Source organism: Sediminivirga luteola, assembly GCF_014639315.1.
In the GTDB taxonomy this organism is placed as follows: domain Bacteria; phylum Actinomycetota; class Actinomycetes; order Actinomycetales; family Brevibacteriaceae; genus Sediminivirga; species Sediminivirga luteola.
Genome location: NZ_BMFY01000003.1, coordinates 81,089 through 104,562 on the forward strand (window position 1 = coordinate 81,089; position 23,474 = coordinate 104,562).

At 70.5% G+C, this 23,474-nt stretch carries 21 protein-coding genes and 1 tRNA gene; 9 read left to right on the forward strand and 13 right to left on the reverse strand.

All coding sequences use genetic code 11. The annotated features are described in order from the left end of the window. Positions 1-10: 10 nt before the first annotated feature. Complete coding sequence (locus IEW13_RS03815; protein ID WP_188549617.1) at positions 11-928, reverse strand: hypothetical protein; 918 nt, start codon at positions 926-928, stop codon at positions 11-13. 373 nt (positions 929-1,301) lie between these two features. Here IEW13_RS03815 and IEW13_RS03820 point away from each other — a divergent pair, with 373 nt between their 5' ends. Further along, the gene (locus IEW13_RS03820; RefSeq protein WP_188549618.1) at positions 1,302-1,850 is read left to right on the forward strand and encodes a M48 metallopeptidase family protein; all 549 of its coding nucleotides are present in this window, start codon (positions 1,302-1,304) and stop codon (positions 1,848-1,850) included. On the opposite strand, the gene IEW13_RS03825 is transcribed toward IEW13_RS03820, so the two are convergent. Both IEW13_RS03825 and IEW13_RS03830 read right to left on the reverse strand, forming a co-directional pair. Beyond that, positions 1,817-2,401 (reverse strand): NUDIX hydrolase, encoded by a 585-nt coding sequence (locus IEW13_RS03825; protein WP_188549619.1) that lies wholly within the window; start codon positions 2,399-2,401, stop codon positions 1,817-1,819. The genes IEW13_RS03820 and IEW13_RS03825 overlap by 34 nt on opposite strands. Beyond that, positions 2,385-3,917: a zinc-dependent metalloprotease gene (locus IEW13_RS03830; RefSeq protein WP_188549620.1), complete on the reverse strand. Its 1,533-nt coding sequence runs from the start codon at positions 3,915-3,917 to the stop codon at positions 2,385-2,387. The genes IEW13_RS03825 and IEW13_RS03830 overlap by 17 nt, the downstream gene beginning before the upstream one ends. A 243-nt stretch (positions 3,918-4,160) precedes the next feature. Between IEW13_RS03830 and IEW13_RS03835 the strand changes: the two genes are divergently transcribed. Further along, positions 4,161-5,327: a YlbL family protein gene (locus tag IEW13_RS03835; RefSeq protein WP_188549621.1), complete on the forward strand. Its 1,167-nt coding sequence runs from the start codon at positions 4,161-4,163 to the stop codon at positions 5,325-5,327. Between the two features lie 22 nt (positions 5,328-5,349). Further along, positions 5,350-8,421 carry a UPF0182 family membrane protein gene (locus tag IEW13_RS03840; protein WP_188549622.1) on the forward strand — a complete coding sequence of 1,024 codons (3,072 nt, stop codon included), beginning with the start codon at positions 5,350-5,352 and terminating at the stop codon, positions 8,419-8,421. Between the two features lie 87 nt (positions 8,422-8,508). On the opposite strand, the gene IEW13_RS03845 is transcribed toward IEW13_RS03840, so the two are convergent. Next, positions 8,509-9,096, reverse strand: a complete 588-nt coding sequence (locus IEW13_RS03845; RefSeq protein WP_188549623.1) for a TetR/AcrR family transcriptional regulator — start codon at positions 9,094-9,096, stop codon at positions 8,509-8,511. Positions 9,097-9,188: 92 nt separating this feature from the next. On the opposite strand from IEW13_RS03845, the gene IEW13_RS03850 reads away from it, so the two are divergent. The 5 genes from IEW13_RS03850 (at position 9,189) to IEW13_RS03870 (ending at position 12,872) form a co-directional block, all read left to right on the forward strand. Beyond that, positions 9,189-9,977 (forward strand): SDR family NAD(P)-dependent oxidoreductase, encoded by a 789-nt coding sequence (locus IEW13_RS03850; protein WP_188549624.1) that lies wholly within the window; start codon positions 9,189-9,191, stop codon positions 9,975-9,977. A 72-nt stretch (positions 9,978-10,049) separates the two neighbouring features. Then, positions 10,050-10,649 (forward strand): TetR/AcrR family transcriptional regulator, encoded by a 600-nt coding sequence (locus IEW13_RS03855; protein ID WP_188549625.1) that lies wholly within the window; start codon positions 10,050-10,052, stop codon positions 10,647-10,649. Between the two features lie 92 nt (positions 10,650-10,741). After that, the gene (locus IEW13_RS03860) at positions 10,742-11,467 is read left to right on the forward strand and encodes a haloacid dehalogenase type II (protein ID WP_188549626.1); all 726 of its coding nucleotides are present in this window, start codon (positions 10,742-10,744) and stop codon (positions 11,465-11,467) included. Positions 11,468-11,649: 182 nt separating this feature from the next. Further along, a complete protein-coding gene (locus IEW13_RS03865) occupies positions 11,650-12,117 on the forward strand; it encodes a GNAT family N-acetyltransferase (RefSeq protein WP_188549627.1) in 468 nt (155 codons plus the stop codon). Positions 12,118-12,137: 20 nt separating this feature from the next. Then, positions 12,138-12,872 carry a GNAT family N-acetyltransferase gene (locus tag IEW13_RS03870; RefSeq protein WP_188549628.1) on the forward strand — a complete coding sequence of 245 codons (735 nt, stop codon included), beginning with the start codon at positions 12,138-12,140 and terminating at the stop codon, positions 12,870-12,872. Between the two features lie 119 nt (positions 12,873-12,991). Here IEW13_RS03870 and IEW13_RS03875 read toward each other — a convergent pair whose 3' ends face one another. From IEW13_RS03875 to IEW13_RS03885, 3 genes are read right to left on the reverse strand one after another with little or no spacing between them, the layout of a single operon-like run. Beyond that, a complete protein-coding gene (locus IEW13_RS03875) occupies positions 12,992-15,109 on the reverse strand; it encodes a PTS fructose transporter subunit IIABC (RefSeq protein ID WP_188549841.1) in 2,118 nt (705 codons plus the stop codon). After that, positions 15,087-16,139 carry a 1-phosphofructokinase family hexose kinase gene (locus IEW13_RS03880; RefSeq protein ID WP_188549629.1) on the reverse strand — a complete coding sequence of 351 codons (1,053 nt, stop codon included), beginning with the start codon at positions 16,137-16,139 and terminating at the stop codon, positions 15,087-15,089. Before IEW13_RS03880 ends, IEW13_RS03875 begins: the two co-directional genes overlap by 23 nt. Further along, positions 16,136-16,945, reverse strand: coding sequence for a DeoR/GlpR family DNA-binding transcription regulator (locus tag IEW13_RS03885; protein WP_229744917.1), 810 nt, complete (start codon positions 16,943-16,945; stop codon positions 16,136-16,138). Before IEW13_RS03885 ends, IEW13_RS03880 begins: the two co-directional genes overlap by 4 nt. A gap of 403 nt (positions 16,946-17,348) precedes the next feature. On the opposite strand from IEW13_RS03885, the gene IEW13_RS03890 reads away from it, so the two are divergent. Then, the gene (locus IEW13_RS03890) at positions 17,349-17,888 is read left to right on the forward strand and encodes a DUF1990 domain-containing protein (protein ID WP_188549631.1); all 540 of its coding nucleotides are present in this window, start codon (positions 17,349-17,351) and stop codon (positions 17,886-17,888) included. A gap of 137 nt (positions 17,889-18,025) precedes the next feature. On the opposite strand, the gene IEW13_RS03895 is transcribed toward IEW13_RS03890, so the two are convergent. The 6 genes from IEW13_RS03895 to IEW13_RS03920 form a co-directional block, all read right to left on the reverse strand. Then, positions 18,026-18,102 (reverse strand) — tRNA-Met (locus tag IEW13_RS03895). Between the two features lie 116 nt (positions 18,103-18,218). Then, entirely contained in the window at positions 18,219-19,427 is a 1,209-nt protein-coding gene (locus IEW13_RS03900; protein ID WP_188549632.1) for an aminotransferase class I/II-fold pyridoxal phosphate-dependent enzyme, read from the reverse strand. Continuing rightward, a complete protein-coding gene (gene hisN / locus IEW13_RS03905) occupies positions 19,424-20,209 on the reverse strand; it encodes a histidinol-phosphatase (RefSeq protein ID WP_188549633.1) in 786 nt (261 codons plus the stop codon). The genes IEW13_RS03900 and hisN overlap by 4 nt, the downstream gene beginning before the upstream one ends. A 173-nt stretch (positions 20,210-20,382) precedes the next feature. After that, positions 20,383-21,426, reverse strand: coding sequence for a ribosome small subunit-dependent GTPase A (gene rsgA / locus IEW13_RS03910; protein ID WP_188549634.1), 1,044 nt, complete (start codon positions 21,424-21,426; stop codon positions 20,383-20,385). Between the two features lie 10 nt (positions 21,427-21,436). Then, a complete protein-coding gene (gene aroA / locus IEW13_RS03915; protein WP_188549635.1) occupies positions 21,437-22,735 on the reverse strand; it encodes a 3-phosphoshikimate 1-carboxyvinyltransferase in 1,299 nt (432 codons plus the stop codon). After that, the gene (locus tag IEW13_RS03920) at positions 22,725-23,267 is read right to left on the reverse strand and encodes a DoxX family protein (protein ID WP_229744918.1); all 543 of its coding nucleotides are present in this window, start codon (positions 23,265-23,267) and stop codon (positions 22,725-22,727) included. The genes aroA and IEW13_RS03920 overlap by 11 nt, the downstream gene beginning before the upstream one ends. Between the last annotated feature and the right edge of the window lie 207 nt (positions 23,268-23,474).

A 23,474-nucleotide genomic window follows, 5' to 3' on the forward strand; every position in this document is an offset into this window, starting at 1 on the left:
ACCGCCGGCATTAGGTCGCAAGGCGGCTCCGGTCCGGCGGGGGTACGGAGTCCGCGCCGGCGTCCTGCCGGAGCGGCGCGGGTCCGCGGCAGTCGCAGCCGGGGTGGAAATCGAAGGGGAACGGCTCAGGCCGGCACTCCGGCAGCTCGACGAGCAGAGCCTGGCTGGCGGCGCCGTCCGCGTCGTAGCGGCGCAGCGCGGCGATCACGAGGGCGGCCGTCAGATGCGAGACCGCCGCATCCACGGCAGGCAGTGCGGTGTTCAGCAGCTGACGGTAGGTCTGCGGCCAGCCCGGATCTGCCTCCCGCCGATGCCGCCACCCGCACCCGGTACACGGGACCGCGCCGGGCACGACGAGCGGACCGACTTGCGCCCCGGCGTCGGTGAAGACGACCGGAAGATGCACGCGGTCGTCCAGGGTCAGCCTGGCCAGCTGGCCGGCGTCGGCGACGAAGTCCGAGGTGACCACGGTGACTCCGTCGGAGGGGCCGTCCTCGATGCCGTGCGGCAGAACGGGACGGAACCCCGCCTCCCGGAGGCAGACGGCGAGGTGGCCGGCGTGCGGTCCGTGGAGTTGCAGGGGGAGTGCCTCCCAGCCGGCCGCGGCCGCATCGGGATCCAGGCCGTGCCGCCACGCCCATGTCTGTGCTCCCGGTGCCTCCGGGTGCCAGAGGCGATCCTCCCCGGCGGGGATGAGCAGACCGGCTTCGGAAAGTGCCGCCAGCATGGCCTCGGCCTCGGGGACCGGCAGGGCCGCGCGCGCCGCGGCCTCCTCCAGACCGGAACCGGGAACCCCTTCTCGCAACCGGAGCAGGAACTCCCCGGCAGCGGGGGAGAGGCCCTCGAGTATCGCCAGCGTGCCGGCGCCGAACACGGCTGATCCGTCAGCGCGCCAGGTGATGACAGCAGCGGGATGGAGACGATGCATGGCACCACGTTAGGGGCCGCCCACAGGGAGGGAAAGTCATCCACAGATCCTGTGGAAAAGGGTCCGGAACCGGTCGTTCCGGCCAGTGTCCGCGCGGATCCGACCCGCTGCGCGAGTCGCCGTCCGGCCCCCGGGTGTTCACCCCGGGTTCACTCGCCGCTCGGCTTGAAACCGGGTCTGACCTGCAATAACAGAGTATGACGCGGAAGCGGCGCGGCGAGGTGGCCGGAACGGCGCGGGATCCGCTGTGCAGAAGTGCCGGCCGCCTGTGGACGGTACTTGTGGAAAACACCTGGGAACCGCGGAAAACGGGGGTGCGTGCGGCGGGAGGCGGCGCCTGCCGCTGTCCGTCCCCTCGCCTAGGGTTGGGGGCATGGACATCGAAGGACTCCGGGAGGCGATCGGCGCCGGCCGGGTGGAGATCCGCCGCTCTAAACGGCGCAGCAAGACCATCGGCTCGCTCCTGGAGGGGGAGACCATCGTGCTGGTGCTGCCGTGGCGGTATCCCGTGCGCGGCAACGAGGCGCAGCTGGCCTCTCTGATCACCCGGCTGGAGAAGAAGATCGGCTCTGTGCGGGCCGGGGCCCTGGACCTGGAACAGCGCTGCCGGGACCTCACCGCACGTTACTTCGCCGATGACGTCCTGCCGGCGAGCGTGCGATGGGTGGGCAACCAGCACACGCTGTGGGGCTCGACCACGAGCGTGACCCGGGAGATACGCATCTCCGACCGCCTGCGGTTCGCTCCGCCCTGGGTGCTCGACGCGGTCCTCGTGCACGAGCTGGCGCATCTGCGCGTTCTGGACCACGGGCCGCGGTTCCGGGCGCTCGTGGCGGCGTACCCGCAGTACGATCGCGCGCAGGACTTCCTGGCCGGTTTCTCCGCCGGTCAGGAGTGGTCGCGCAGCGCGCGCACCGCCTGAGCGAGCATGGGCACGCGAGCGGGAAGATCAGGCATGATCCGCTCAGGGAGCGCCGAGACAGGGAACCACGCCAGCTCCACGCTCTCGTCGCTCGCCCGGAAGGCCGCCGAGGGGTCGGCGACGCCGGTGAAGACGACGTCGAGGTGCCGCTGGCACCGGGAGAAACCAGAACCCAGATCGTGGGCGTGCACCTCCGCGATGGCTCCGGTCGCGCTGCGCACCGTGAGTCCGGACTCCTCGGCGCATTCGCGCTGCGCTGCCTCCCGCAGGGAACCGTCCGCCGGTTCCAGATGCCCGCCGAAGTGACCCCAGGCATCGGCCTTCCGGTGGAAATTGAGCAGCACCGTATCTCCTGCGGGACTGAACACCACGAAGCTCGCCGTCAGATGTTCTGGCGGTCCGTCCTTGCGCAGGGCGGACTCTCCGTGCGTATTCAGGGTCGTCAGGAATGCGCCAGCGAGCTCCCGCTGCGTCCCCGCCGCGCGACCGGCGTAATCTGCCAGTTCGGTGCGCGCGGATCGCAGCAGCGAGCTCTCAGCCGGCAGAGCCACGTCCCTCGGGCTCGTCGCCGGGATCCTCGTCCGCAGCTGTGTCGGCACCGGTCCCGTCCGTATCCTCAGCCACGACATCGGCGGCGTTGCCGGACTCGCCGGGAGTCCCGGCATCGCCGCCGGAATCCACGGCATCGGCGGAACCCCCGGTGCCGGCTGCCTCCGCGTCCAGCAACCGGTAGAGCGCCTCGTCGACCTCGGCGCTCTGCTCATCGGCGGCCTTGCGGCGTTCCCGGTAACCGAGCGGATCGTCCAGGTCCTCCGTGCCGGGAAGGAGATCGGGGTGCGACCACACGGCGTCACGTGCCTCGGCGGACTCGGACTGTTCCAGCGCGCCGAACAGCGCGGCGGCGTCGCGGAGGCGGCGCGGGCGCAGCTCAAGTCCCACCAGCGCGGCGAAGGTGCGCTCGGCCGGACCGCCGGCGGCCCGGCGGCGGCGGATCGACTCCCGGATGCGCTCCCGCTCGGGGAGCTGACCGGCGGCGGCGTGGCTGACGACGTCCACCCACCCCTCGATCAGGGCCAGCAGGGTTTCCAGGCGCTCCAGGGCGTGCTTCTGGGCTTCGCTCGTGGCGGGGGCGAAGACCCCCTCCTTGAGCTTCTCCTGAATCGCCTCCAGGTTGCCGGGGTCGATCTGCGCGGCGACCTCGTTGATGCGGTCGGTGTCGAAGCGCTGCCCGCGGGCGTACTCCTGCAGGACGGTCTCCACGTGGGCGCGGAGCCACGGCGCGCGGTGGAACAGGCGCAGCACCGCCAGTTCGCGCAGCGCGAGGTAGATGCGCAGCTGCTGCGGATCGAGTTCGCTCTCCTCCGCGAAGGTCTGCACCGACGAGGTGATCAGGCCGCAGTCGGGTTCCTTGAAGAGGGGGAAGCCGAGCTCGGTGCTGGAGAGCACGGACTCGGACAGGGTGCCCACCGCCTCGCCGATCTGCATCGTGAACATCGACGAGGACAGTGCCTTGAGCATCGGCGTCGCTCCCGAGAGCATCGCACGGAACTCCGGCGGGACCTGCTCGGTGAGCGCTTCGGAGACCGCACCGTCCATGCCGTCCTGGATCGGCTCGACCAGGCGCCGCCACGGCCCGATGGTCTCCTCGATCCAGTCCCGCTTGCGCAGGGCGCGGGGCTGATGGGGGACCGTGTCCAGCTCGGTGACCTGATCGAGCCAGAGATCCGCCACGCGGAACGCGTCCCGCAGGGCCGCCGAATCCTGTTCGGACGGCGCCGGGTCCGCACCGACTTTGCTCAGCGCACGCGTCAACGAGGTCCGGGCCGCGGCCTCGGGCGACTGGGCGTTGGACATCATCGCTGTCATCTGCTGCATGATCGGGCCGAAGGCGGCCATGTCGAAGCCGCCGCCGCCCATCATCCGTCCCAGGTCCGGCGCCTGGCCGCCCGGGATCTGGCCCTGCCCGGGTTCGCCGCCGAACAGCTGGCGGAAGATCTCCGCGAAGGGATTCTGCTCGCCTCCCGGATCCCCGCCGTGGCCTGGGTTCTTGTCGTCATCGGAAGTCATGGTGCCCCTCGCGTCGATCGGATGCGACAGTGGTGGATTCCACCACTGTATTCCCACGGTAACGACCGGACTCCGGGAAACGTTCCCCGCCGGGCCGCCCGGATGGGCCGGAACGGGGCGGTATCGCTCTCGGCTGAACGCTGCTCCTCCGCCTGGCGGCCCGGGCTGCGCAGGCCCTTAGCCCGATTCGTTCCCGGTACCGAAGACACCGTAAGCTTGTACGGGATCGAAAGGACCTCGTCAGTGCCGCATCGACACACCGCCGAAGCCAACGGGACGGCGTTCGGTGTGCCCGGAAACGGCCGGCCGCGGCAGCGGCGGCGGATGAGCCTGAACCGCCTGGCGGACCTGAGCCTGGTGACTGTGCTGGCCGTGCTGGTGCTCATGGTCTTCCTGCCGGTCCCGTACCTGGTGCAGACCCCCGGGCCGACCGTGGACGTGCTCGGCGAGATCGACGGCGAGCCGGCCATGTCCGTGACCGCGACCGACGACGCCGCCGCCGAGGACCATCCGCCGCAGGCCGGCAGCCTGGAGCTGCTGACCGTGGGCGTCTCCGGCGGGCCGGGACGTGAACTCGGTGCCGTGCCCGTGCTGACCTCGTGGATCAGCTCTCAGAACACGGTCGTGCCGACGGAGATGTATTACCCGGTGGGTACGACCCGGGACACCGTCTCCGCGGAGAACGCCGCGCAGATGTCGTCGTCGCAGGAGGTCGCCGTGGCCGCGGCGCTGACCGGACTGGACATCCCCTTCGAACGCCGCACCGTCATCACCGGCGTGGAAGCCGGTATGCCCGCCGACGGCGCCCTGCGCGAGGGCGACCGCGTGCTGGCGGTGGACGGTCAGCACCCCGCGCAGGCGGGCGACGTCGTGGCGGCCGTCCAGGCCTGGGACGGCGAGGCGCCGCTGCGCTTCGAGGTGGACCGCGCAGGAGACTCCGAGGAGGTCGAGGTCACTCCGCAGACAGGGGAGGCCGGACCGCGGATCGGCGCCCTGCTGGCGGACGATTTCGACTTCCCGGTCCAGGTGGACTTCCACGTGGGGGACATCGGCGGGCCCTCGGCCGGGCTCATCTTCTCCCTGGCCGTGATCGATCACCTGACGCCAGGCGACCTCACCGGCGGGGCGCATCTGGCCGGCACCGGGGAGATCACGGTCGACGGGCAGGTGGGCGCCATCGGCGGCGCCCGGCAGAAGGCCTTCGCCGCGCACGCGCGCGGCGCCGAATACTTCCTGAGCCCGGCGGGCAACTGCCAGGAGGTCATCCAGGCGGTGGACGAGGGCTCATTGGACGGAATGAGGGTGATCCGCGTGGACACCCTCGACGATGCGGTCTCCGCACTGGAGGACATCGCCGCATCCGACGCAGGGGAACCTGCGGGGCTTCCGGAGTGCCAGGGCACTCCATGAGCGAGTAACTGAAAGGGACACCATGACATTTCCTCCGACCGCCGGCCCGCGAGGCGGGTCGCCGCAGGCCGGGCAGAACCGGCGTCCGTCGCCGCTGTGGCTGACGCTGCTCATCGTGGGTGCGCTGCTGGGCGCCTTCGTGATCGCCACGCAGATCTACACCGAGGTGCAGTGGTACGACCAGCTGGGCGCGCTCAGCGTCTTCACCACGGAATGGTTCACCCGGGGCGTGCTCTTCCTGGCCACCGCGATCGTGATGGCCGGTGGCGTGTGGGCTTCGCTGCACTTCGCGTACCGCAACCGGCCGGTGTACGCGCCGACGACGCCGCAGCAGGAGAACCTGGACCGCTACCGCGAGGCCATCGAGCCGCTGCGCAAGGTCGCCATGTTCGCGGTGCCGGCGGTACTGGGCCTGTTCGCCGGGCTCTCCGCCTCGACGCAGTGGCAGACGGTGCAGCTGTGGCTCAACCGGGTGCCCTTCGGAGAGTCCGATCCGCAGTTCGGCCGTGACGTCGGTTTCTACGTCTTCGAGCTGCCGTTCTACCAGTTCCTCATCGACACGCTGGGCTTCGTGGCGCTCATCGCCCTGATCGCCTCCGTCGTGATGCACTATCTCTACGGCGGCATCCGCACCGGCGAGGGCCGGGGCTTCTCGCTGACCAAGGGCGCCCAGGTGCAGATCGGCGTGCTCGTGGCGGTGCTCGTCATCGTCCAGGGCCTGCGGATGTGGTTCCAGCGGTACGCGATCCTCACGGACTCCACGGGCATCGTCGCCGGCGCCACCTACACCGACGTCAACGCCCGTATCCCCGCGCTGACCATCGTCGCCATCGCCGCGGGCATCGTGGCACTCCTGTTCATCGCCGCCGCGGCCACCGGACGCTGGCGTTTCCCGGTCGTGGCGACCGGCGTGCTGGTGGTGCTGTCCCTGGTGGCGCTGCTCGCGTACCCGTACGGCATCCAGCAGTTCCGGGTGCAGCCCTCGCAGCAGTCCATGGAGCGGGAGTACATCGAACGGAACATCGAGGCGACCAGAACGGCGTACGGCATCGACGATGTCGAGGTCTCGCCCTACCAGCCGACCGCAGCCGGTGAGCCCGGAGCGCTGCGGGAGGACGCGGTGACCGCGGCCTCCATCCGCCTGCTGGATCCGAACCTGGTCTCGGATTCGTTCCGTCAGCTGCAGCAGATCAGGCAGTACTACGGCTTCCCCGAGCAGCTGGACGTGGACCGCTACGAGATCAACGGCGAGGTCCAGGACACCGTGATCGCCGTGCGCGAGCTGGACCAGTCCGGTCTGGACAGCGCCACCTGGTACAACCAGCGCATCGTCTACACGCACGGCTTCGGCGTGGTCGCCGCCTACGGCAACCGGCGCGCCGACGACGGCCGTCCGGTGTTCTCCGAGGCCGGCATCCCGCCGGTCGGCGAGCTGGGGGAGTACGAGCCGCGGATCTACTTCGGCGAACGGTCCCCGCTGTACTCCATCGTCGGCGCTCCCGACGGGGCACCGCCGCTGGAGCTGGACTACCCCTCCGACGGCGACGCCCAGGAGGCCATGGCCGAGGTCGAGGTGACCCAGGACGGCGAGCCCGTGCAGGCGGTCCCGGAGGTCGACGAGGACGCCGACATCGACGAGAGCACCGGTCAGGTGAACTACACCTACACCGGTGACGGCGGTCCTTCCGTCGGTTCGTTCTTCAACCGGCTGGCCTACGCGATCAAGTTCCAGGACGAGGAGATCGTCCTGTCCGACGCGATCAACGAGGAATCCCAGATCCTCTACAACCGGAACCCACGGGACCGGGTCGAAGCGGTCGCGCCCTTCCTGACCCTTGACGGGGACCCGTACCCGGCGGTCGTCGACGGCCGGGTGAAGTGGATCGTCGACGCCTACACGACGTCGTCGGAGTACCCGTACTCGCGCCCGGAGGCGCTCGACTCCATCACCGAGGACTCCAACACGCAGCAGGGCGCCGTGCCGCTGCCGACCGACCGGATCAACTACATCCGGAACTCGGTGAAGGCGACGGTGGACGCCTATGACGGGTCCGTGGACCTGTACGCCTGGGATGAGGAGGATCCGGTCTTGCAGGCCTGGCGTCAGGTGTTCCCGGGCATCATCCAGGACGTCTCCGAGATGTCCGGCGATCTGATGAGCCATGTGCGGTACCCAGAGGACCTGTTCAAGGTGCAGCGGTCGCTGCTCACGCAGTACCACGTCACCAATGCGGATGCGTTCTACTCCGGCCAGGACTTCTGGACGCTGCCGAACGATCCGACCATGAGCCAGCAGAACGCGGTGGCCCAGCCGCCGTACTTCCTCACCCTGCAGATGCCGAACCAGGACGAACCGTCGTTCTCCCTGACCAGCTCGTTCATTCCGCGACGCAGCGCGGAGGGTCAGACCCGCAACGTGCTCACCGGCTTCCTGGCGGCGTCCGCTGATGCCGGCAACGAGCCGGGTCAGCCCAGCGAGGAGTACGGCAAGCTCCGGCTGCTGCAGCTGCCCCGGAACACCTCGGTGCCCGGTCCCGGTCAGGCGCAGAACAACTTCAACGCCGAACCGAGCATCCAGGAGAGCCTCAACCTGCTGCGCCAGGGCGAGTCCGATGTGCAGAACGGCAATATGCTCACCCTCCCGGTCGCGGGCGGCCTGCTGTACGTGCAGCCGGTCTTCGTCCGTTCGGCCGGCGAGACCTCCTACCCGGTGCTTCAGCGCGTGCTGGTGGCGTTCGGTGAGGAGATCGGCTTCGCGCCGACGCTGGACGAAGCGCTGGACCAGGTGTTCGGCGGCGATTCCGGCGCTCAGGCCGGCGATGCCGGTTCCGGCGGGGAACAGCCGGAGGAGGCCTCCGGCGAGGACGAGGGCACCGAAGAGGGCGCCGGTACCGAGGACGAAGCCGCTGCGGAGGCCCCGGCATCCGGCGGCGACGATCTGACGCAGGCGCTGGAGGATGCCCGCCAGGCGATCCAGGACTCCGAGCAGGCGCTGGAGGAGGGCGACTTCGCCGCCTACGGCGAGGCGCAGGAGCGCTTGAAGGACGCTGTGGAGCGGGCCGCCCGCGCCGAGGCGGCAGCCGAAGGCGAGTGAGCCGCATCGCGGTGTGCTGATCGCCGAGAGCACATAGAGGCCGGTACCGGGGAGGGAACCCCGGTACCGGCCTCTTGGCGTCGGCGCCTAGGCCAGGAACCAGGCGTCCAGGATCCGCCGTGCGCGCCTGGCCGTGGCGCCCCGCTCACCAGCGGGTGATCTGGCGACGCTCAGGGCGAGCATCGGGATCGCGGTGAGGAGTTCGTCAGCGGACGAACGGGGGGAGAGCTCTCCGGTAGAGATCCCTCGGGCGTGGACGTGGCCGACCAGTTCGCTCAGCTGGGCGCTCAGTGCGCCGCCTCGCTGGCGGCTCTTTGCCGAGGACACCAGCTCGATCATGGCGGCGGCCTCGGACGCTCGCGCCTCGATGCTGTCCAGCAGGGCGGTATAGGGCCGGTCTGTCGCACCGGTCCTGAGGGCGGCATCGCGCAGGTCCTGTTCGAAGACGGCGGCGGCGAGGTCCGCGCGGTCGCTGAAGTGCCGGTAGAGGCTTCCCTGGCCCACGCCGGCCCGGCGCGCGATGCGGCTCAGTGGTACGGCGGCGCCGCTGCTGGCGAACTCCGCGCGGGCCGCCTCCAGCAGGGCGCGGCGGTTCTCCGCCGCGGCGGAGGGGCCGCGGTTCGTCTTGGTTCCGTGGAGCTGCTGTGCGGGGTCGTTCTGCGGGGAAGGAGCCATAGCGGTATCCTAGACCTACCGGACAGTAGTGTCCGGTAGGGGCGGCGCCTCGCCGTTCCTGACGGCGCCGCGGGCGCGGGGAGGAGTACGGCATGGAACTCAAGGACAAGGTCTTCGCGGTCACTGGCGCTGGCGCCGGCATCGGCCGGGCGACTGCGCTCGAGCTGATCGCACGCGGGTCGAAGGTGGCAGCGGTAGACCTCAGCGAGGAGGGACTCCGGGGTACCGAGCGACTGGCCGGCGGTACCCTCTCCGTTCACCCCCTCGACATCACCGACCGCGACGCCGTGCTCGCGCTGCCGGATCAGGTGATCGCGGCGCACGGGCAGATCGACGGCCTGGTGAACATCGCGGGGATCATCCAGCCGTTCGTGCACCTGAAGGATCTCGAGTTCGAGCGGATCGAACGGGTGATGGACGTGAACTTCTGGGGGACCGTCAACACCGTCAAGGCGTTCCTGCCCGGACTGCTGACGCGCCCCGAGGCCAGCCTGGTCAACGTCTCCAGCATGGGGGCGATTCTGCCGGTGCCCGGCCAGACCGCCTACGGCGCGTCGAAAGCCGCCGTCCGGCTGCTGACGGAGGGCCTGTACGCCGAACTCCAGGGCACGGGGGTGCATGTCACGGAGGTCTTCCCCGGTGCGGTCGGCACCGAGATCACCAAGAACTCCGGCGTGGAACTGGCCGGAGCAGGCAGGGGCGAGGCTGCCGCCAAGACGACCTCCCCGGCGGAGGCGGCACGGGTCATCGCCGATGCCATCGCGCAGAACCGGTTCCGGGTTCACATCGGCAAGGACGCGAAGCTCTTCGACCGGCTCAGCAGGCTGATCCCGCAACGGGCGATCCGGATGATCGCCGAGCGGATGAAAGACATCGCCTGACGGCACTTGCCCTTGAGATGGCGGCGGTATAGTCTTCTAGGTAGACCGGTCTACCTACTCTGAAGGTTCGCTATGGCTCCATCTACCGCCCGTCCCGCCCGCGCTCGTCTGCTGGAGGCGGCCTCCAGGCTGTTCTATGCGCACGGAATGAACGCCACCGGCATCGACGCGGTCGTCGCGGAGGCGGACGTGGCGAAGAAGAGCCTCTACAACAACTTCTCCTCCAAGGAGGAGCTCATGCTGGCCTATATCGAGGCCCGGCATGAGGAGTGGCTTCAGCTCTACCGGGAACGTGAAGAGCTGGCGAGTTCGGCCACCGCCCGCGTGCTGGCGGTCTTCGACGCGTACATCGACCATGCCTCCCAGGCGTACGAGCACGGATTCCGGGGGTGCGGCCTGCTGAACGCCGCAGCGGAGCTTCCCGCCGGTGCCGCCGGCAGGACCGCGGTCAGGCAGCACAAGGAGCAGGTGGAGGCGATCCTCGCCGAGCACCTGCGGAGCCTGACCGCGGAAGCGGACGAGGGTGAGCGCGTCGCCGTGGCGACCGCGGAGCATCTGTCGTTCCTGCTCGAAGGCGCGATCAGCCGCGCCGGGCTGGAAGGCGGCCCGGACCGGCTCAGGCATGCGCGCGCCCTGGCTGCATCTCTGCTGGAGACGCTCGCAGCGCGCTGATGCTGGGCCCCACGACGTGACCACTCACTCGCCAGCCAGCCCGCTTGTCCATGCCGTCATCCAGGCATGCCGTCATCGAGAGGAATCACCCCATGAAAGACCTCACCGAGTACAGAGTCCTGAGCTTCGACTGCTACGGCACGCTGATCGACTGGGAGTCCGGCATCGCCGCCGTGCTCGAGCCGTGGGCGGAGGAGGCGGGTCTGGCGCTCGACCGCGAGCAGCTGCTCCTGGCCTACGCCGGTAACGAAGCGGACGTTGCCCGGGAGCGGCCGGCGGCGCTCTACCCTCGGGTCCTCGCAGAGGCTTTCACCCGCACGGGCAGGGACCTCGGCACGCCGGTGAGCGAGTCGTGGGCCGCGCGCCTGGCCGCCTCGTTGCCGGAATGGCCCGCCTTCCCGGACTCCGCCGCGGCGCTCGAGGTGCTGGCGCGCCACTACGACCTCGTCATCCTCTCCAATGTGCACCGGGAGGGGTTCGCGGCCAGCAACCGGCATCTGCACGGTCGCTTCGCTGCGATCATCACAGCCGAGGACGTGGGCGCGTACAAGCCCGCCGGCGCGCACTTCGACGCCCTCCACGCATGGCTGGACGAGCGCGGAACCGGCCGCGGCGATCTCCTGCACGTGGCGCAGAGCCTGTTCCACGATCACGTGCCCGCCCGCACCTTCGGCCTGGACTCGGTCTGGATCAACCGCCGGCACGACCGGCCCGGCTGGGGTGCGACGCCCGAGCCGGACGGTGCGTGGACGTACGATGCGGAGTTCCGCTCGATGGAGGAACTCGCCCGCGCTGTCACCGAAGCGTTCGGGGACTGAGCCCGCGCCGGGGGGACCGCCGGCGCGGGATTCTCCTTACTGGCCTTGCGAAACCGGCGGATTCTGGCATGCTTCGGAGACCGGAATGATCCTATCGTGGGAGGTACCAGCGCGAAGGGCCCGTTGAGGGGCCGATCGCTCACGGTAGTCAGCCACCGTTCGTCCGGAAAGTTTGGCCCCCCATGACTCATGCTTCGTCCGTCCTCGTCCGCCCGCTCGACCTCGCCGATGAGACGCGGTGGCGCGACCTCTTCCGTCAGTACCGCGAGTTCTACCGCCTGCCGGAGGACGAGGACGTGGTCTCCCGCGTCTGGGGCTGGCTCATGGACCCGCGGCACGAGTGCTGTGCGCTGGTGGCCGAGACCGCCGGAGACGGCATCGTGGCGCTCGGCCACTACCGCCGGTTCGCGCGTCCCTCCACCGGCACCGTCGGCATCTGGCTCGACGACCTGTTCACCAGCCCGGAAGCACGGGGCAGGGGTGCCGCGCGGGCCCTCATCGGCCGGCTGGCGGAGATCGCCGGAGCGGAGGGCCGCTCCGTGGTGCGATGGATCACCGCGGAGGACAACCATCGGGCCCAGGCGCTCTACGACACCGTGGCCACCCGCACCAGCTGGGTCACCTACGATGCCGCCCCGGTGCACGGATGACCCGCCGGGACGGAGACGAGATGCCCAGGCAGAACGCGTTCGGCCAGCCCGTCGGCATTCCGGTCCCGGACTGGGAGCCCGCGAAACCGCCCGGAGCGCAGCGTCTAGCCGGGCGCTATGGCGCGCTGGAACCGCTCGACCCCGCCCGGCATGCGGCGGAACTCTATGCCGCTTATGCAGCCGCCCCGGACGGGCGGGACTGGACGTATATGCCGGTCGGACCGTTCGCCGACGAAGAGTCCTATCGCGGCTGGGCCGACGAGGCTGCCAAGAGTCGCGACCCCAGGCACTACGCGGTCATCGACGGGGCAACGGGACGTCCCCTCGGGACGCTCGCGCTGATGCGCCAGGATCCGGCCAACGGCGTCATCGAAGTGGGGTCCGTGGCGTACTCCCGTGCGCTGCAGCGCACTCCGCTTGCCACTGAAGCGCAGTTCCTGCTCATGCGGTATGCCTTCGACGAGCTCGGGTACCGGCGGTACGAGTGGAAGTGCGACAGTCTCAACCAGCCGTCCCGCCGCGCCGCGCAGCGGCTCGGTTTCAGCTACGAGGGCACCTTCCGGCAGGCCGTGGTGTACAAGGGGCGCAACCGTGACACCGCGTGGTTCTCACTCACCGACAGGGAGTGGCCGCAAGTGAGGGAGCGGATCCGGGCATGGCTGGCGCCGTCGAACTTCGGCGCCGAGGGACGCCAGCGGCATTCCCTCCGGGCCGGTCCCGCACTGCCGGTGGACGAGACCGCTGCCGGAAGGTGACGTGCCGTAGCGTGTTCGCCGCGCGGAACTTCGCCGCGCGGAAGGCCTCGGCTTTGTCGGCCGGCGGCCAAGCGGAGCACGACGTGCCCCGGTCGCCAGGTGACCGGGGCACGCGTTCGTCACGCCGCGGCGACTGTTTCCGCCGGCGCGGCGCGACCTGGCCGCGGGGTCTTGCGGGCCCAGCGCTTGAGTGCGATCACGCTGAGCGCGGTGACCGCGGACCCGGCGATCACGGCCAGCAGGAACAACCCGAAGTTGTCGATGGCGAATCCCACGAAGACGCCGCCGTGCGGGGCATAGGACGTCACGCCGAAGGCCATGCTGAGCGCGCCGGTGACCGCGCCGCCCAGCATGGAGGCCGGGAGCACCCGCAGCGGATCGGCCGCGGCGAAGGGAATGGCGCCCTCTGAGATGAAGGCGGCACCCAGCAGCACCGCGGTCTTGCCGTTCTCCCGCTCCGCCACGGTGAACAGGCTCCGGTCCAGGAAGGTGGCCAGGGCAAGTCCCAGCGGCGGGACCATTCCCGCGGCCATCACGGTCGCCATGATCATCAGCGGGCCGGTGTTGTCCGCTGCCACGGCGGCGGAGACGCCCGCCACGGCGAACGAGTAGGCGACCTTGTTGACCGGACCGCCCAGATCGAAGCACATCATCAGACCCAGGACGATGCCCAGGACGACGGCCGCGGACCCGGTCATACCCGCCAGCCAGCCTTCGAGGGCCGCGGTCAGCTGCGCGATCGGCCCGCCCAGGACGAGCATCATCAGGCCGGCGGCGACGATGGTGCCCAGCAGCGGGATGATCACCACCGGCATCAGGCCTGCCAGCCAACGGGGGACGTCCAGGCGGCGCAGCCAGTACGCCACCGCGCCGGCCAGGACACCGCCGACGATGCCGCCGATGAATCCCGCGTCCATGGACAGCGCCACCGCACCGGCGGTGAAACCGGGAGCGATGCCGGGACGATCGGCCATGCCGAAGGCGATGTAACCGGCCAGCGCAGGCACCAGGAAGCCCATCGCCGCGCCGCCGATGGTGAAGAACACGGCGCCCAGGTAGGCGCCCAGCGCGCCCCAGCCGTGGAAGTCCGCGGGGAGATCGGCGGTGGTGGGCAGGTTCCACAGAGTGTTGCCGTAGGCGATATCGTCCGCGACGTCGGTGATGTTGTAACCGCCGAGGAGGAAACCGAGGGCGATCAGCAGGCCGCCGGCGGCGACGAAGGGGATCATGTAGCTCACGCCGGTCATCAACACCCGCTGGGTCTTGCGGCCGAAGCTCTCACCCTCCTCCGCCTGACCGCCCTCGCCCGGTCCCTCATCGGCGGAGACGAGGGGCGCGGCCGGATCGGAAGCGGCGGCCAGGGCTTGGTCGATCAGCGTTCCGGGTTCGTCGATGCCGCGTTTGACCCGCACCGCGACGACGGGCTTGCCGGCGAAGCGGTGCTTCTCGCGGACATCGACGTCCACCGCGAAGATGACCGCCTCCGCCTCGGCGATGGCGGCGGGGGACAGCGGCGTGGAGCCCGCCGATCCCTGCGTCTCCACCTGCAGCGCGACGCCGCGTTCCTGCGCTGCCTGGGCGAGGGCATCGGCGGCCATATAGGTGTGGGCGATGCCGGTGGGGCAGGCGGTGACGGCGACCAGCTTCCGCACAGCGCTGCCCGCATCGCCGGCATTGCCTCCGTCGTCCGGGGCGTCCTGGTGGCCCGACGTGCCGGCTCGCGTGTGAGCATCCTGGCCGGTCTGGGACTCCGGCTCCGCTGGCTGGTTCGCTGCCGTCGGTTCCGCCGGGGCCACCGCCGCGGATACCAGATCGACCACCTGCTGGGCGCTGCCGGCCCTCCGCAGTGACTCGGTGAAGTCCTTTTTCATCAGGGATTGCGCCAGGGCGGAGAGGATCGCCAGGTGCGCTTTGTCGGCGCCCTCGGGTGCGGCGATGAAGAACACCAGATCGGCCGGGCCGTCCTTGGCGCCGAAGTCCACCGGTCCGGCCAGCCGCGCGAATCCGAGGGTCGCCTCGGTGACGGCTGAGGTGCGGCAGTGGGGGATGGCCAGGCCCCCGGGCATGCCGGTGCTGGAGGTCTGTTCCCGGGCCCAGGCGTCCTCGGCGAGGGCATCAGGGTCCTGGGTGCGGCCGGCATCGGCGATCAGCTGGGCGAGAGCCTGGATCACCTCGCGCGGCTGCTGCGCGGACAGCGAGTCCAGGCTGACGAGATCAGTGGTGATGATGCTCATGATGGTGTCTTTCTGAATCGGGGTGGAACGCCTCGACGACGACGTCGGAGGGCGTGAGGTCGCCCGGGGCGGGCATGGTCGAGCCGGGCAGAGAGGCAGCGGCGCGTCCTTGAGCGGTGGCCTGGCGCAGGCAGTCTTCTGCTGTGCCGCCGGCCTGGTGGGCGGCCAGATAGCCGGCCAGTGAGGCATCGCCGGCGCCCACCGTGCTGCGTGCGGTCAGCGGCGGCCCGTAGGCGCAGAGCACGGGGTCGGCCGATCCGGCCGGCGGTATGAGCAGCGCTCCCCGGGCGCCGAGGGTCACCAGCGCGGTGCGAACGCCCGCGGGCTGGAGGTCACGGAGCAGATCGACCACGAGGTCCGGGTGCCGCTCCAGCTCGGCGGGCGCCGGCTGCGGCGCCCCGGCCCGGGCAGGCGCCCCGGCCCGGGCAGGCGCCCCGGCCACGCGGCGATGCAGGTCGAGCAGCTCCTCAGCGTTCGGTTTGATGAGGTCGGGGCGTGCGGCGACCGCGGCAGCCAGGGCGGGACCTGAGGCGTCCACGGCGATCCGGGGTGCCTGCGTCCCGTAGCGGGAACGCAGCTGCCCGGCGACGCGGGCATAGAAGTCGTCGGGCACACCCGGCGGAAGGGAGCCGGCGAGCACCACCCAGGAAGCGCCCTCGGCGGCGTGCAGGATCAGTTCCTCCAGCGCCGCCGTCAGCTGGTGCCCGAACCGGGGTCCGGCCTCGTTGATCTTGGTGGTGGTGCCCTGCGGATCCGTGATGGTGATGTTGGTGCGCAGCGGAGCGCCGAGGGGCAGGGACCGGAACGGCACCTGGATCTCGGCGAGTCCGACAAGCACGGGATCGGAGGGATCCCCCGGCAGGACGGCGAGGTTCCCGGCCCCGGCGGCGGACAGCGCGCGGGACACGTTGACGCCTTTGCCGCCCGATTCCACGGACTGGCCGGCGGCGCGCTGGAGTTCACCCGGGATGAGCGGGCCGGGCAACTCGATGGTCCGGTCCAGGCTGGGGTTCGGAGTGACGGTCACGATCATGACGGCTCCGCCACGATCACGCGGACATCGGCCTCGTCGAGTGCTGCCTGCAACTGCGGAGGCGGGGCCTGATCGGTGATGAGCACCGAAAGGTCCGCGAGGGTGGCGAACTGGACCAGCGAAGCCTCGCCGAGCTTGGAGGAGTCCGCCAGCAGCACGGCGCGCCGGGCCGCGCGGATGAGGGCGGACTTGACCGCCGCCTCGGCCGGGTCGGGGGTGCTGAGACCGAAAGTGGCGTCGACGCCATTGGTGCCGATGAAGGCGATGTCGGCGCGGCGGCGGGCCAGGGTGCCCAGTGCCTGGTCGCCGATGACGGCGCCGGTGAGGCCGCGGACCTGCCCGCCGAGGATCTCCACGTCGATGGCGGCGGCATCGCTGAGTTTCTGCGCGATCGGCACGGCGTTGGTCAGCAGGAAGCGGGAAGAGCCGTGGGTGCCGTGCTGGAGCGCCTGCGCGGCCAGGAGATCGGCGAGGGCCTCCGTGGTGGTGCCGGCGTCGACGATCATGGACCCGCTCTCGGCGGGCGGGACGAACTGCAAGGCTGCCTGGGCGATGGCCTGCTTGGCGGCGGAATGCCTGTGCCGTCGTTCGTGCCAGGAGGTTTCGGCGCGGGACGAGGAGCCGGCGGGCACGGCACCGCCGTGGACCCGCTGGACGGAGCCGGTCTCCTCGAGCTGGTCGAGGTCCCGGCGGATGGTCTCCCGGGTGACGTTCAGTTCCTCGGCGAGACCCTGGACGCTGACCGTGCCGTTCTCCGCCAGGCGGGCCAGGATCCGCTCGCGACGTTCCGGGGCCAGAAGCGGCACGGAATGCTCCTCTCGCGTCTTCGGGAGAGCAGGTCCGGTGTGCTCAGCTCTGGGCGCGTCGGATCTGCGTGCTCTCCACATTTCTGTGGGAATGCCCCGACTTTATCTGTGTTTTTCTGTGATGGCAACAGACGGCGGAGCGTGGTTCATGCGAGTCGCGGGGTGCGGGTCGCGGGGTGCGCCGGAGCGTGCAGCGTCGAGATCTGCGGGCTGCGGATCAGGCCGGTGTCTGGCCGGGGGCGACGTCGACCCGGATGGTCTGGCGCTTGCCCCCGGTGCGGATCGCTGCCTCGTAGCCTTCCCACACTATGGACCACGCGATATCACCCCGCATCAAAGCTGCGCCTCTTCGCCATGGACTCGCCGCCGAGCATTACTGCTCGGCGGCGAGGACAATGGTGGCATGAGTGTCGGGCACCTGCCTTCGGAATACCTGGAGTCCCTGCGCCGGCAGCCGGTGACATGTCCGGTCGGGCCAGCGGACACCGTACCCTTCGGTTATGCGCCGCTGCGCGCTACCGCGCGGCTGATCCGCAAGGACTTCGACGCGGCCGTGACGGAGCTCTGGGAGTGGCGGATGCACGAGGCCGCCGGCCTGACGGTCCGGGCTTCGGAGCTTCGGGTGCGCAGCGGAAGCGTCGTCGTGCTCGGCCTGCGCGTAGGACCGCTGACTGTGCAAGCGCCGTGCAGAGTTGTGGAGGTCGTGGACGAGCCCGGACGCAAGGGCTTCACATACGGCACGCTGCCCGGGCATCCGGAATCCGGAATCGAACGATTCATCCTTGAGCGTTCGCGTGACGGAGGTATCTGGATCGGCATCCAGGGATACTCGCGGCCCGCTGCACCTCTCGCCCGCCTCGCAGCCCCATTGGCTCGCCGTGCCCAGCGCGTGGTGACGGCCCGTTATCTGTACGCGCTCGATCACGCCGCTCGGGGCGGCTGAACGGACACCGGGCGGCGCCCTCTTCCGCGAACGCCGAGGCTGCGGGAGCGGAACGGGGATCATCGATTCCAAGCAGGCCCGGAGCAAGGCAAAAGGCCCTCTGATCCGGTGTTTCACCTGATCAGAGGGCCTTTCCTTGGTGGCGGGGGAGGGATTTGAACCCTCGACCTCCGGGTTATGAGCCCGGCGAGCTACCGAACTGCTCCACCCCGCGTCGCACCGTTAAATATACGGGGTCGTTACCCGCAGTTCAACTCGGGGACCCCCTATGTGGGGTGACTCACACCCGCCACTCACGACAGCCACGCACGCCCGCGGCCGGTCTCGCGATCACAACCGGCTCGGGTCGAGGCCCGCCAGCCGTTCCGCCGCTTCGGCCATGTCCGCGTGGCTCTGGCAGAACGAGAACCGCACATGGCCGCGCAACTGCTCCTGCACCACCGAGCCGGGGGCGCACAGCGCGGGCACCGGTACCGCCACGATGCCGATCAGCTCGGCCATCCGCGCGATGATGCTCCGGGCGTCCAGATCGGTCACCTCCGAGAAGTCCGCGATGGCGAAGTACCCCGCACCTGGCACGCCGGTCCGCAGACCCGGGATCCGTGCCAGTCCAGCCAGCAGCAGATCACGGCGATGCTGGAGGGACTCCGCCCGTGCCGCATAGGACGCATCGTCGCCGGCCAGGCCCGCCGCGACAGCGGGCTGGAACGGCCCGGCGGAGACGAAGGTGGTGTACTGCTTGATCGACTGGATGGCGGCCCGGACCTCTGCCGGGGCGATGGCCCAGCCGACCTTCCAGCCGGTGACGTTGAAGGTCTTACCGGCTGAGGAGATCGTCACGGTGCGTTCGGCGGCACCCGGGAGGGTGGCGACGGGCACATGCGCCAGATCGTCGAACACCAGATGCTCGTACACCTCATCGGTCACGATCCACGCGTCGTGGGCCTGCGCGGCGGCGACGATCAGCTCCAGCTCCTCCCGGCGGAAGACCTTGCCGGTGGGATTGTGCGGATCGTTGACCACGATCACGCTGGTCCGCTCGCTCACCGCCGCCTCAAGCGCGGCCGGATCGAAGCCGAAGCCGACGGGGTCCAGCGGCACCGTGCGCACGCTTGCCCCGGCGGCAGCCGCAGCGGCGGCGTACGAGTCGTAGTACGGCTCGAAGACCACCACTTCGCTGCCGGCCGGTGCCAGTGCGAGGATCGCGCTGAACAGCGCCTCCGTCGCTCCGGTGGTCACGACGATCTCCTCGGTAGCCACCTGCCGGCCGTAGAACCTCTGCTGGTGCACCTGCACCGCCTCCAGCAGCACCGGATTGCCCTGGACGGGCGGATACTGGTTGACCCCACCCTGGATCGCCTCGATCGCGGCCTGCGCCACCAGCGGATCAGCCGGCGTCCCCGGTGCGCCCTGACCGAGGTTGATCGCCCCGGTGCGCTGCGCCAGCGCCGTCATCTCCGCGAAGATCGTGGCACCCGGGCGTCCGTCCTCGCCCAGGACCCCGGCGGCGCGGGCGATGTCCTGCCACAGCGCGCTCATCGCAGCGCCTCCAATGCGGCCTCGTGCAGCAGTCCGTTGCTGGCCAGGCCGTTGGCGCCCCAGGGGCCGTCGGCACCGGACAGATCGGTGAAGCGGCCGCCTGCCTCGGTGATGATCGGGACCACCGCGGCCATATCGTGCAAGGCGAGCTCGGGCTCGGCAGCCAGGTCCACCGCTCCCTCGGCCAGGAGCATGTACGACCAGAAATCGCCGTACGCCCGGGTACGCCACACCGCATCGGTCAGCCCGATGAACTGCTCCCGGATGCCGAGCTTGGCCCAGCCGGTGAGGGAGGAGTAGGACAGCGAGGCGTCCTCCAGGCTGCGCACCGCGGACACGGAGAGTCGCCGGGCATCTTCGTGCACAGCCGGCGAGAGCACCCAGGCGCCCGCACCGCGAACGGCGTACCAGCGCCGTCCCAGCGCCGGAGCGGAGACCACGCCGAGCAGAGGAGAACGGCCGTCGTAGAGGGCGATCAGAGTGGCCCAGACCGGCGTGCCGCGCACGAAGTTCTTGGTGCCGTCGATCGGGTCGATGATCCACCGCCTGCCGTCCTCGGCCTCCCGGTCGGCGCCGTATTCTTCGCCGAGGAGTGCGTCCTCGGGCCGTTCGCGCTGCAGCACCTCGCGCAGCCGTTGTTCGACCTCCAGATCCGCGTCCGTCACCGGCGACAGGTCGGGCTTGGCGTCCACCTTGAGATCGGCGGCCTGGAAGCGGGGGAGACTCAGGGAATCGGCGAGATCCGCAAGCGACAGTGCAAGCGTCAGATCGGGGTTGCTCATGCGCCCCACTCTACTTCGGCGCCGGCTGCGGGACGGGCCCCTGCCGTCACATGGCCGCGCTGACCGCGTGTGCGCCGATGCGGGGGCCGTAGCGATGATCGTGACACGGGGAAGGCATAGACCCCCGGTATGCGGGCCACCGGCGCGCAGGCACCAGGTGAGTCGCGGCGCTGTTACCGGACGGCGCCGGCGGCGATGCTCGCCAGCAGCCGGCGGTAGGACCGCAGCCGGGCCGGACCGCGTTCCCCGGCCCCGCCCGAGGCGACCCATTCGTCCAGGCGGCACCCGGCGGAGTCCTCCTGGTGGAGGCAGGCCTTGGGGCACTGCGCGGCGGCGGGCGCCAGATCGGGGAATGCCGCCAGCAGGCTCTCCGGGGAGACGTGCGCCAGGCCGAAGCTGCGGATCCCCGGTGTGTCGATCGCCCAGCCGCCGGCGTCCCCGGGCAACGGCAGCATGATCGCGGAGGAGGAGGTGTGCCGTCCGCGTCCGGTGACCTCGTTGACGCTGCCCGTGGCGCGTCCTGCCTCGGGAACGAGGGCGTTGATCAGCGTCGATTTGCCCACGCCGGAGTGCCCCAGCAGCACGGTCGTGCGGCCGGCCAGCTTCTCCCGCAGCGCTTCCAGGCCATGGACCTCGGGCGGGTCCTCCCGCTGGTCGGATGCTCCTGGCTCCGTGCGGGTCTCCAGCACCGGCACATCGATGACCCGGTACAGCTCCCGCAACGGTTCGGCTGTGGCCAGATCGGTCTTGGTGACGACGATGACCGCGTCCAGGCCGGCGTCGAACGCCGCCGTCAGCGCCCGGTCGATCAGCCGGGGCCGGGGCTCCGGATCCGCCGCCGCGGTGACGATCGCCACCTGATCGGCGTTGGCGACCAGGACCCGTTCGGAGGCGTCGCCGTCGTCGGCGCTGCGGCGCAGCAGCGTCGTACGCGGCAGGACCTCCACGATGCGCGCCATCGTGCCGTCGCTGCCGCTGGTGTCACCGGTGAGCTTCACGCGGTCACCCGGCACGATCGCCGTACGACGGAGCCGGGAGGCGCGCACGCACACGATTTCGCGGCCGTCCTCGTCGAGCACCCCGATCAGACGTCCTCTGCCGACGGTCACGATGGTCGCCTCCGGCGCATCGCTGTAGTCCGGCCGGCGTTTGGTCCGCGGCCGGGAGCCCCGCGGGTTGGGCCGCGGGCGGTAATCGGACTCGTCCCAGTCGCGCACGCGTGCCCTTCTACGCCGCCGCGCCGGAGAGCAGCTGGGCCCAGAGTTCGGGGAACTGCGGCAGGGTCTTCCCGGTGGTGGCGATGTCGACCACGTCGACCCCGGGCACGGCCAGGCCGAGGATCGCTCCCGCATGCGCCATCCGGTGGTCGTGGTAGGTCTCGAACCGTCCGCCGCGCAGTGCCCGCGGCCGGATCAGCAGCCCGTCGGCGGTCTCCTCGGCGTCACCGCCGAGACGGTTGATCTCGGTGGTGAGGGCCATGAGACGGTCGGTTTCGTGACCGCGCAGATGGGCGATGCCCCGCAGCCTGCTCGGGCCGTCGGCCAGCGCGGCCAGGGCCGCGACGGTGGGGGTCAGCTCCCCGACATCGCCCAGATCCAGATCGACGCCGTTCAGCGCGCCGGGGCCGGTGACGTGCAGGCCGTCGCGGTCGAGTTCCGCGGTGCCCCCGAACGCCTCGGCGATCCACCGGAACGCGTCGCCGGCCTGGTGCGTGTGCGCCGGCCAGTCCGGGACGGTCACCCGCCCGCCGGTGACCAGCGCCGCCGCGAGGAAGGGAGTCGCGTTCGACAGATCAGGCTCGATGAGCACGTCGAAGGACCGCGGCCTGCCCGGGTCGACCTCCCACACGCCGGGCTGGGGTTCGCTGTGCACGACCCCCACATCGGAGAGCGTCTCCAGCGTCATGTCGATGTGAGGCCGGCTCGGCAGCGTCTGGCCGGTGTGCCGCACGGTCACGCCCAGATCGAAGCCGCCACCGGAGAGCAGCAGGGCGGAGACGAACTGGCTGCTGGCCGAGGCGTCGATGGCGATGTCGCCGCCGCGCACCCCCTCGGGAGCGCTCAAGCGCAGGGGCAGGTAACCGTCGGCGGACCGGGTCTTCACGCCCAGGCCGGTCAGCGCGTCGATGAGCGCCGCCATCGGCCGGGTGCGTGCGCCGGGATCTCCGTCCAGGACCACATCACGCCGGCTCAGCGCCGCAACCGGTGGGATGAAACGCATCACGGTGCCGGCCAGGCCGCAGTCGACGCGTGCCTCACCTGCGGCGGGGGAATCGGGGAGCGGGACGACGGTCCAGGAGTCATCGTCCTTGTGCACCTGTGCGCCGAGGGCTTCCAGCGCACCGGCCATGAGAGCGGTGTCCCTGGAGCGCAACGGGCGGCGCAGCCGGCTGGGAGCCTCGGCGAGGGCGGCGAGGATCAGATAGCGGTTGGTGAGCGACTTGGACCCCGGCACTGCGATCCGCGCCCGGACCGGGCCGCCTGCGAGGGGTGCGGGCCAGAGGTCCTGGGGTCGTTCAGAGGCCAACGGACTTCTTGGCCTGCTTGGCCAGGCGCTCGGCGTCCTTCGCCCCGCGGCCGGCCTCCCGGCGGGCCTGCTGGGAGGTACGCTGCACGGTCTTGCCCGCCGCTGCCAGGGCGTGCTGGGCCCGCCAGGACAGACCCGGCTTGCCGGCGGTGTCCACGGCGGCCAGGAGCGCACCGCCGAGCAGGGAAGCCTTGGTGACCACCCGCTTGCGGGACTCGCGCCGCTCCTGCGGATCGGATTCGCGCCAGAACCGTTCCCCGGCCGCGTCGATCAGGAACGTGGCCACGAGGATGGCCGAGGACAGCCGCGGCATCCGGCCCAGGGCCAGCATCCCGCCGGCCGCCACCTGGGCTGCACCCGTCGCCCGAGCCAGGCCGCGTGCGCTGATCGGCACGTCGTAGTGCTTCTGCACCTGGCGCAGCACCGGCTCCAGGGTCTTCGCGGACGCATCGGGATCCTTGACCCTTGCCGCGCCGTTGCTGATGTAGGCGGCGGAAAGCAGCGGCCTGGCGATCGCACGGACTGCACTCACGGGTGTCCTCCTCGCATTGACGGTCGTAGCAGCCAGCATATCGGGGAATACCTCGCGCCGCGCAGGGTGTTGACCTGGCGAAGGATGCTCCGGCGGCCACGGCAGCCGGGAATCCCGCCAGCCGGTGCGCCGGCGACGGGCCTTCATCAGCTGATGAGGAGGACGATGCTCAGGACGATCGACGAGGTGGCCGGCCCTGCGGAGCGT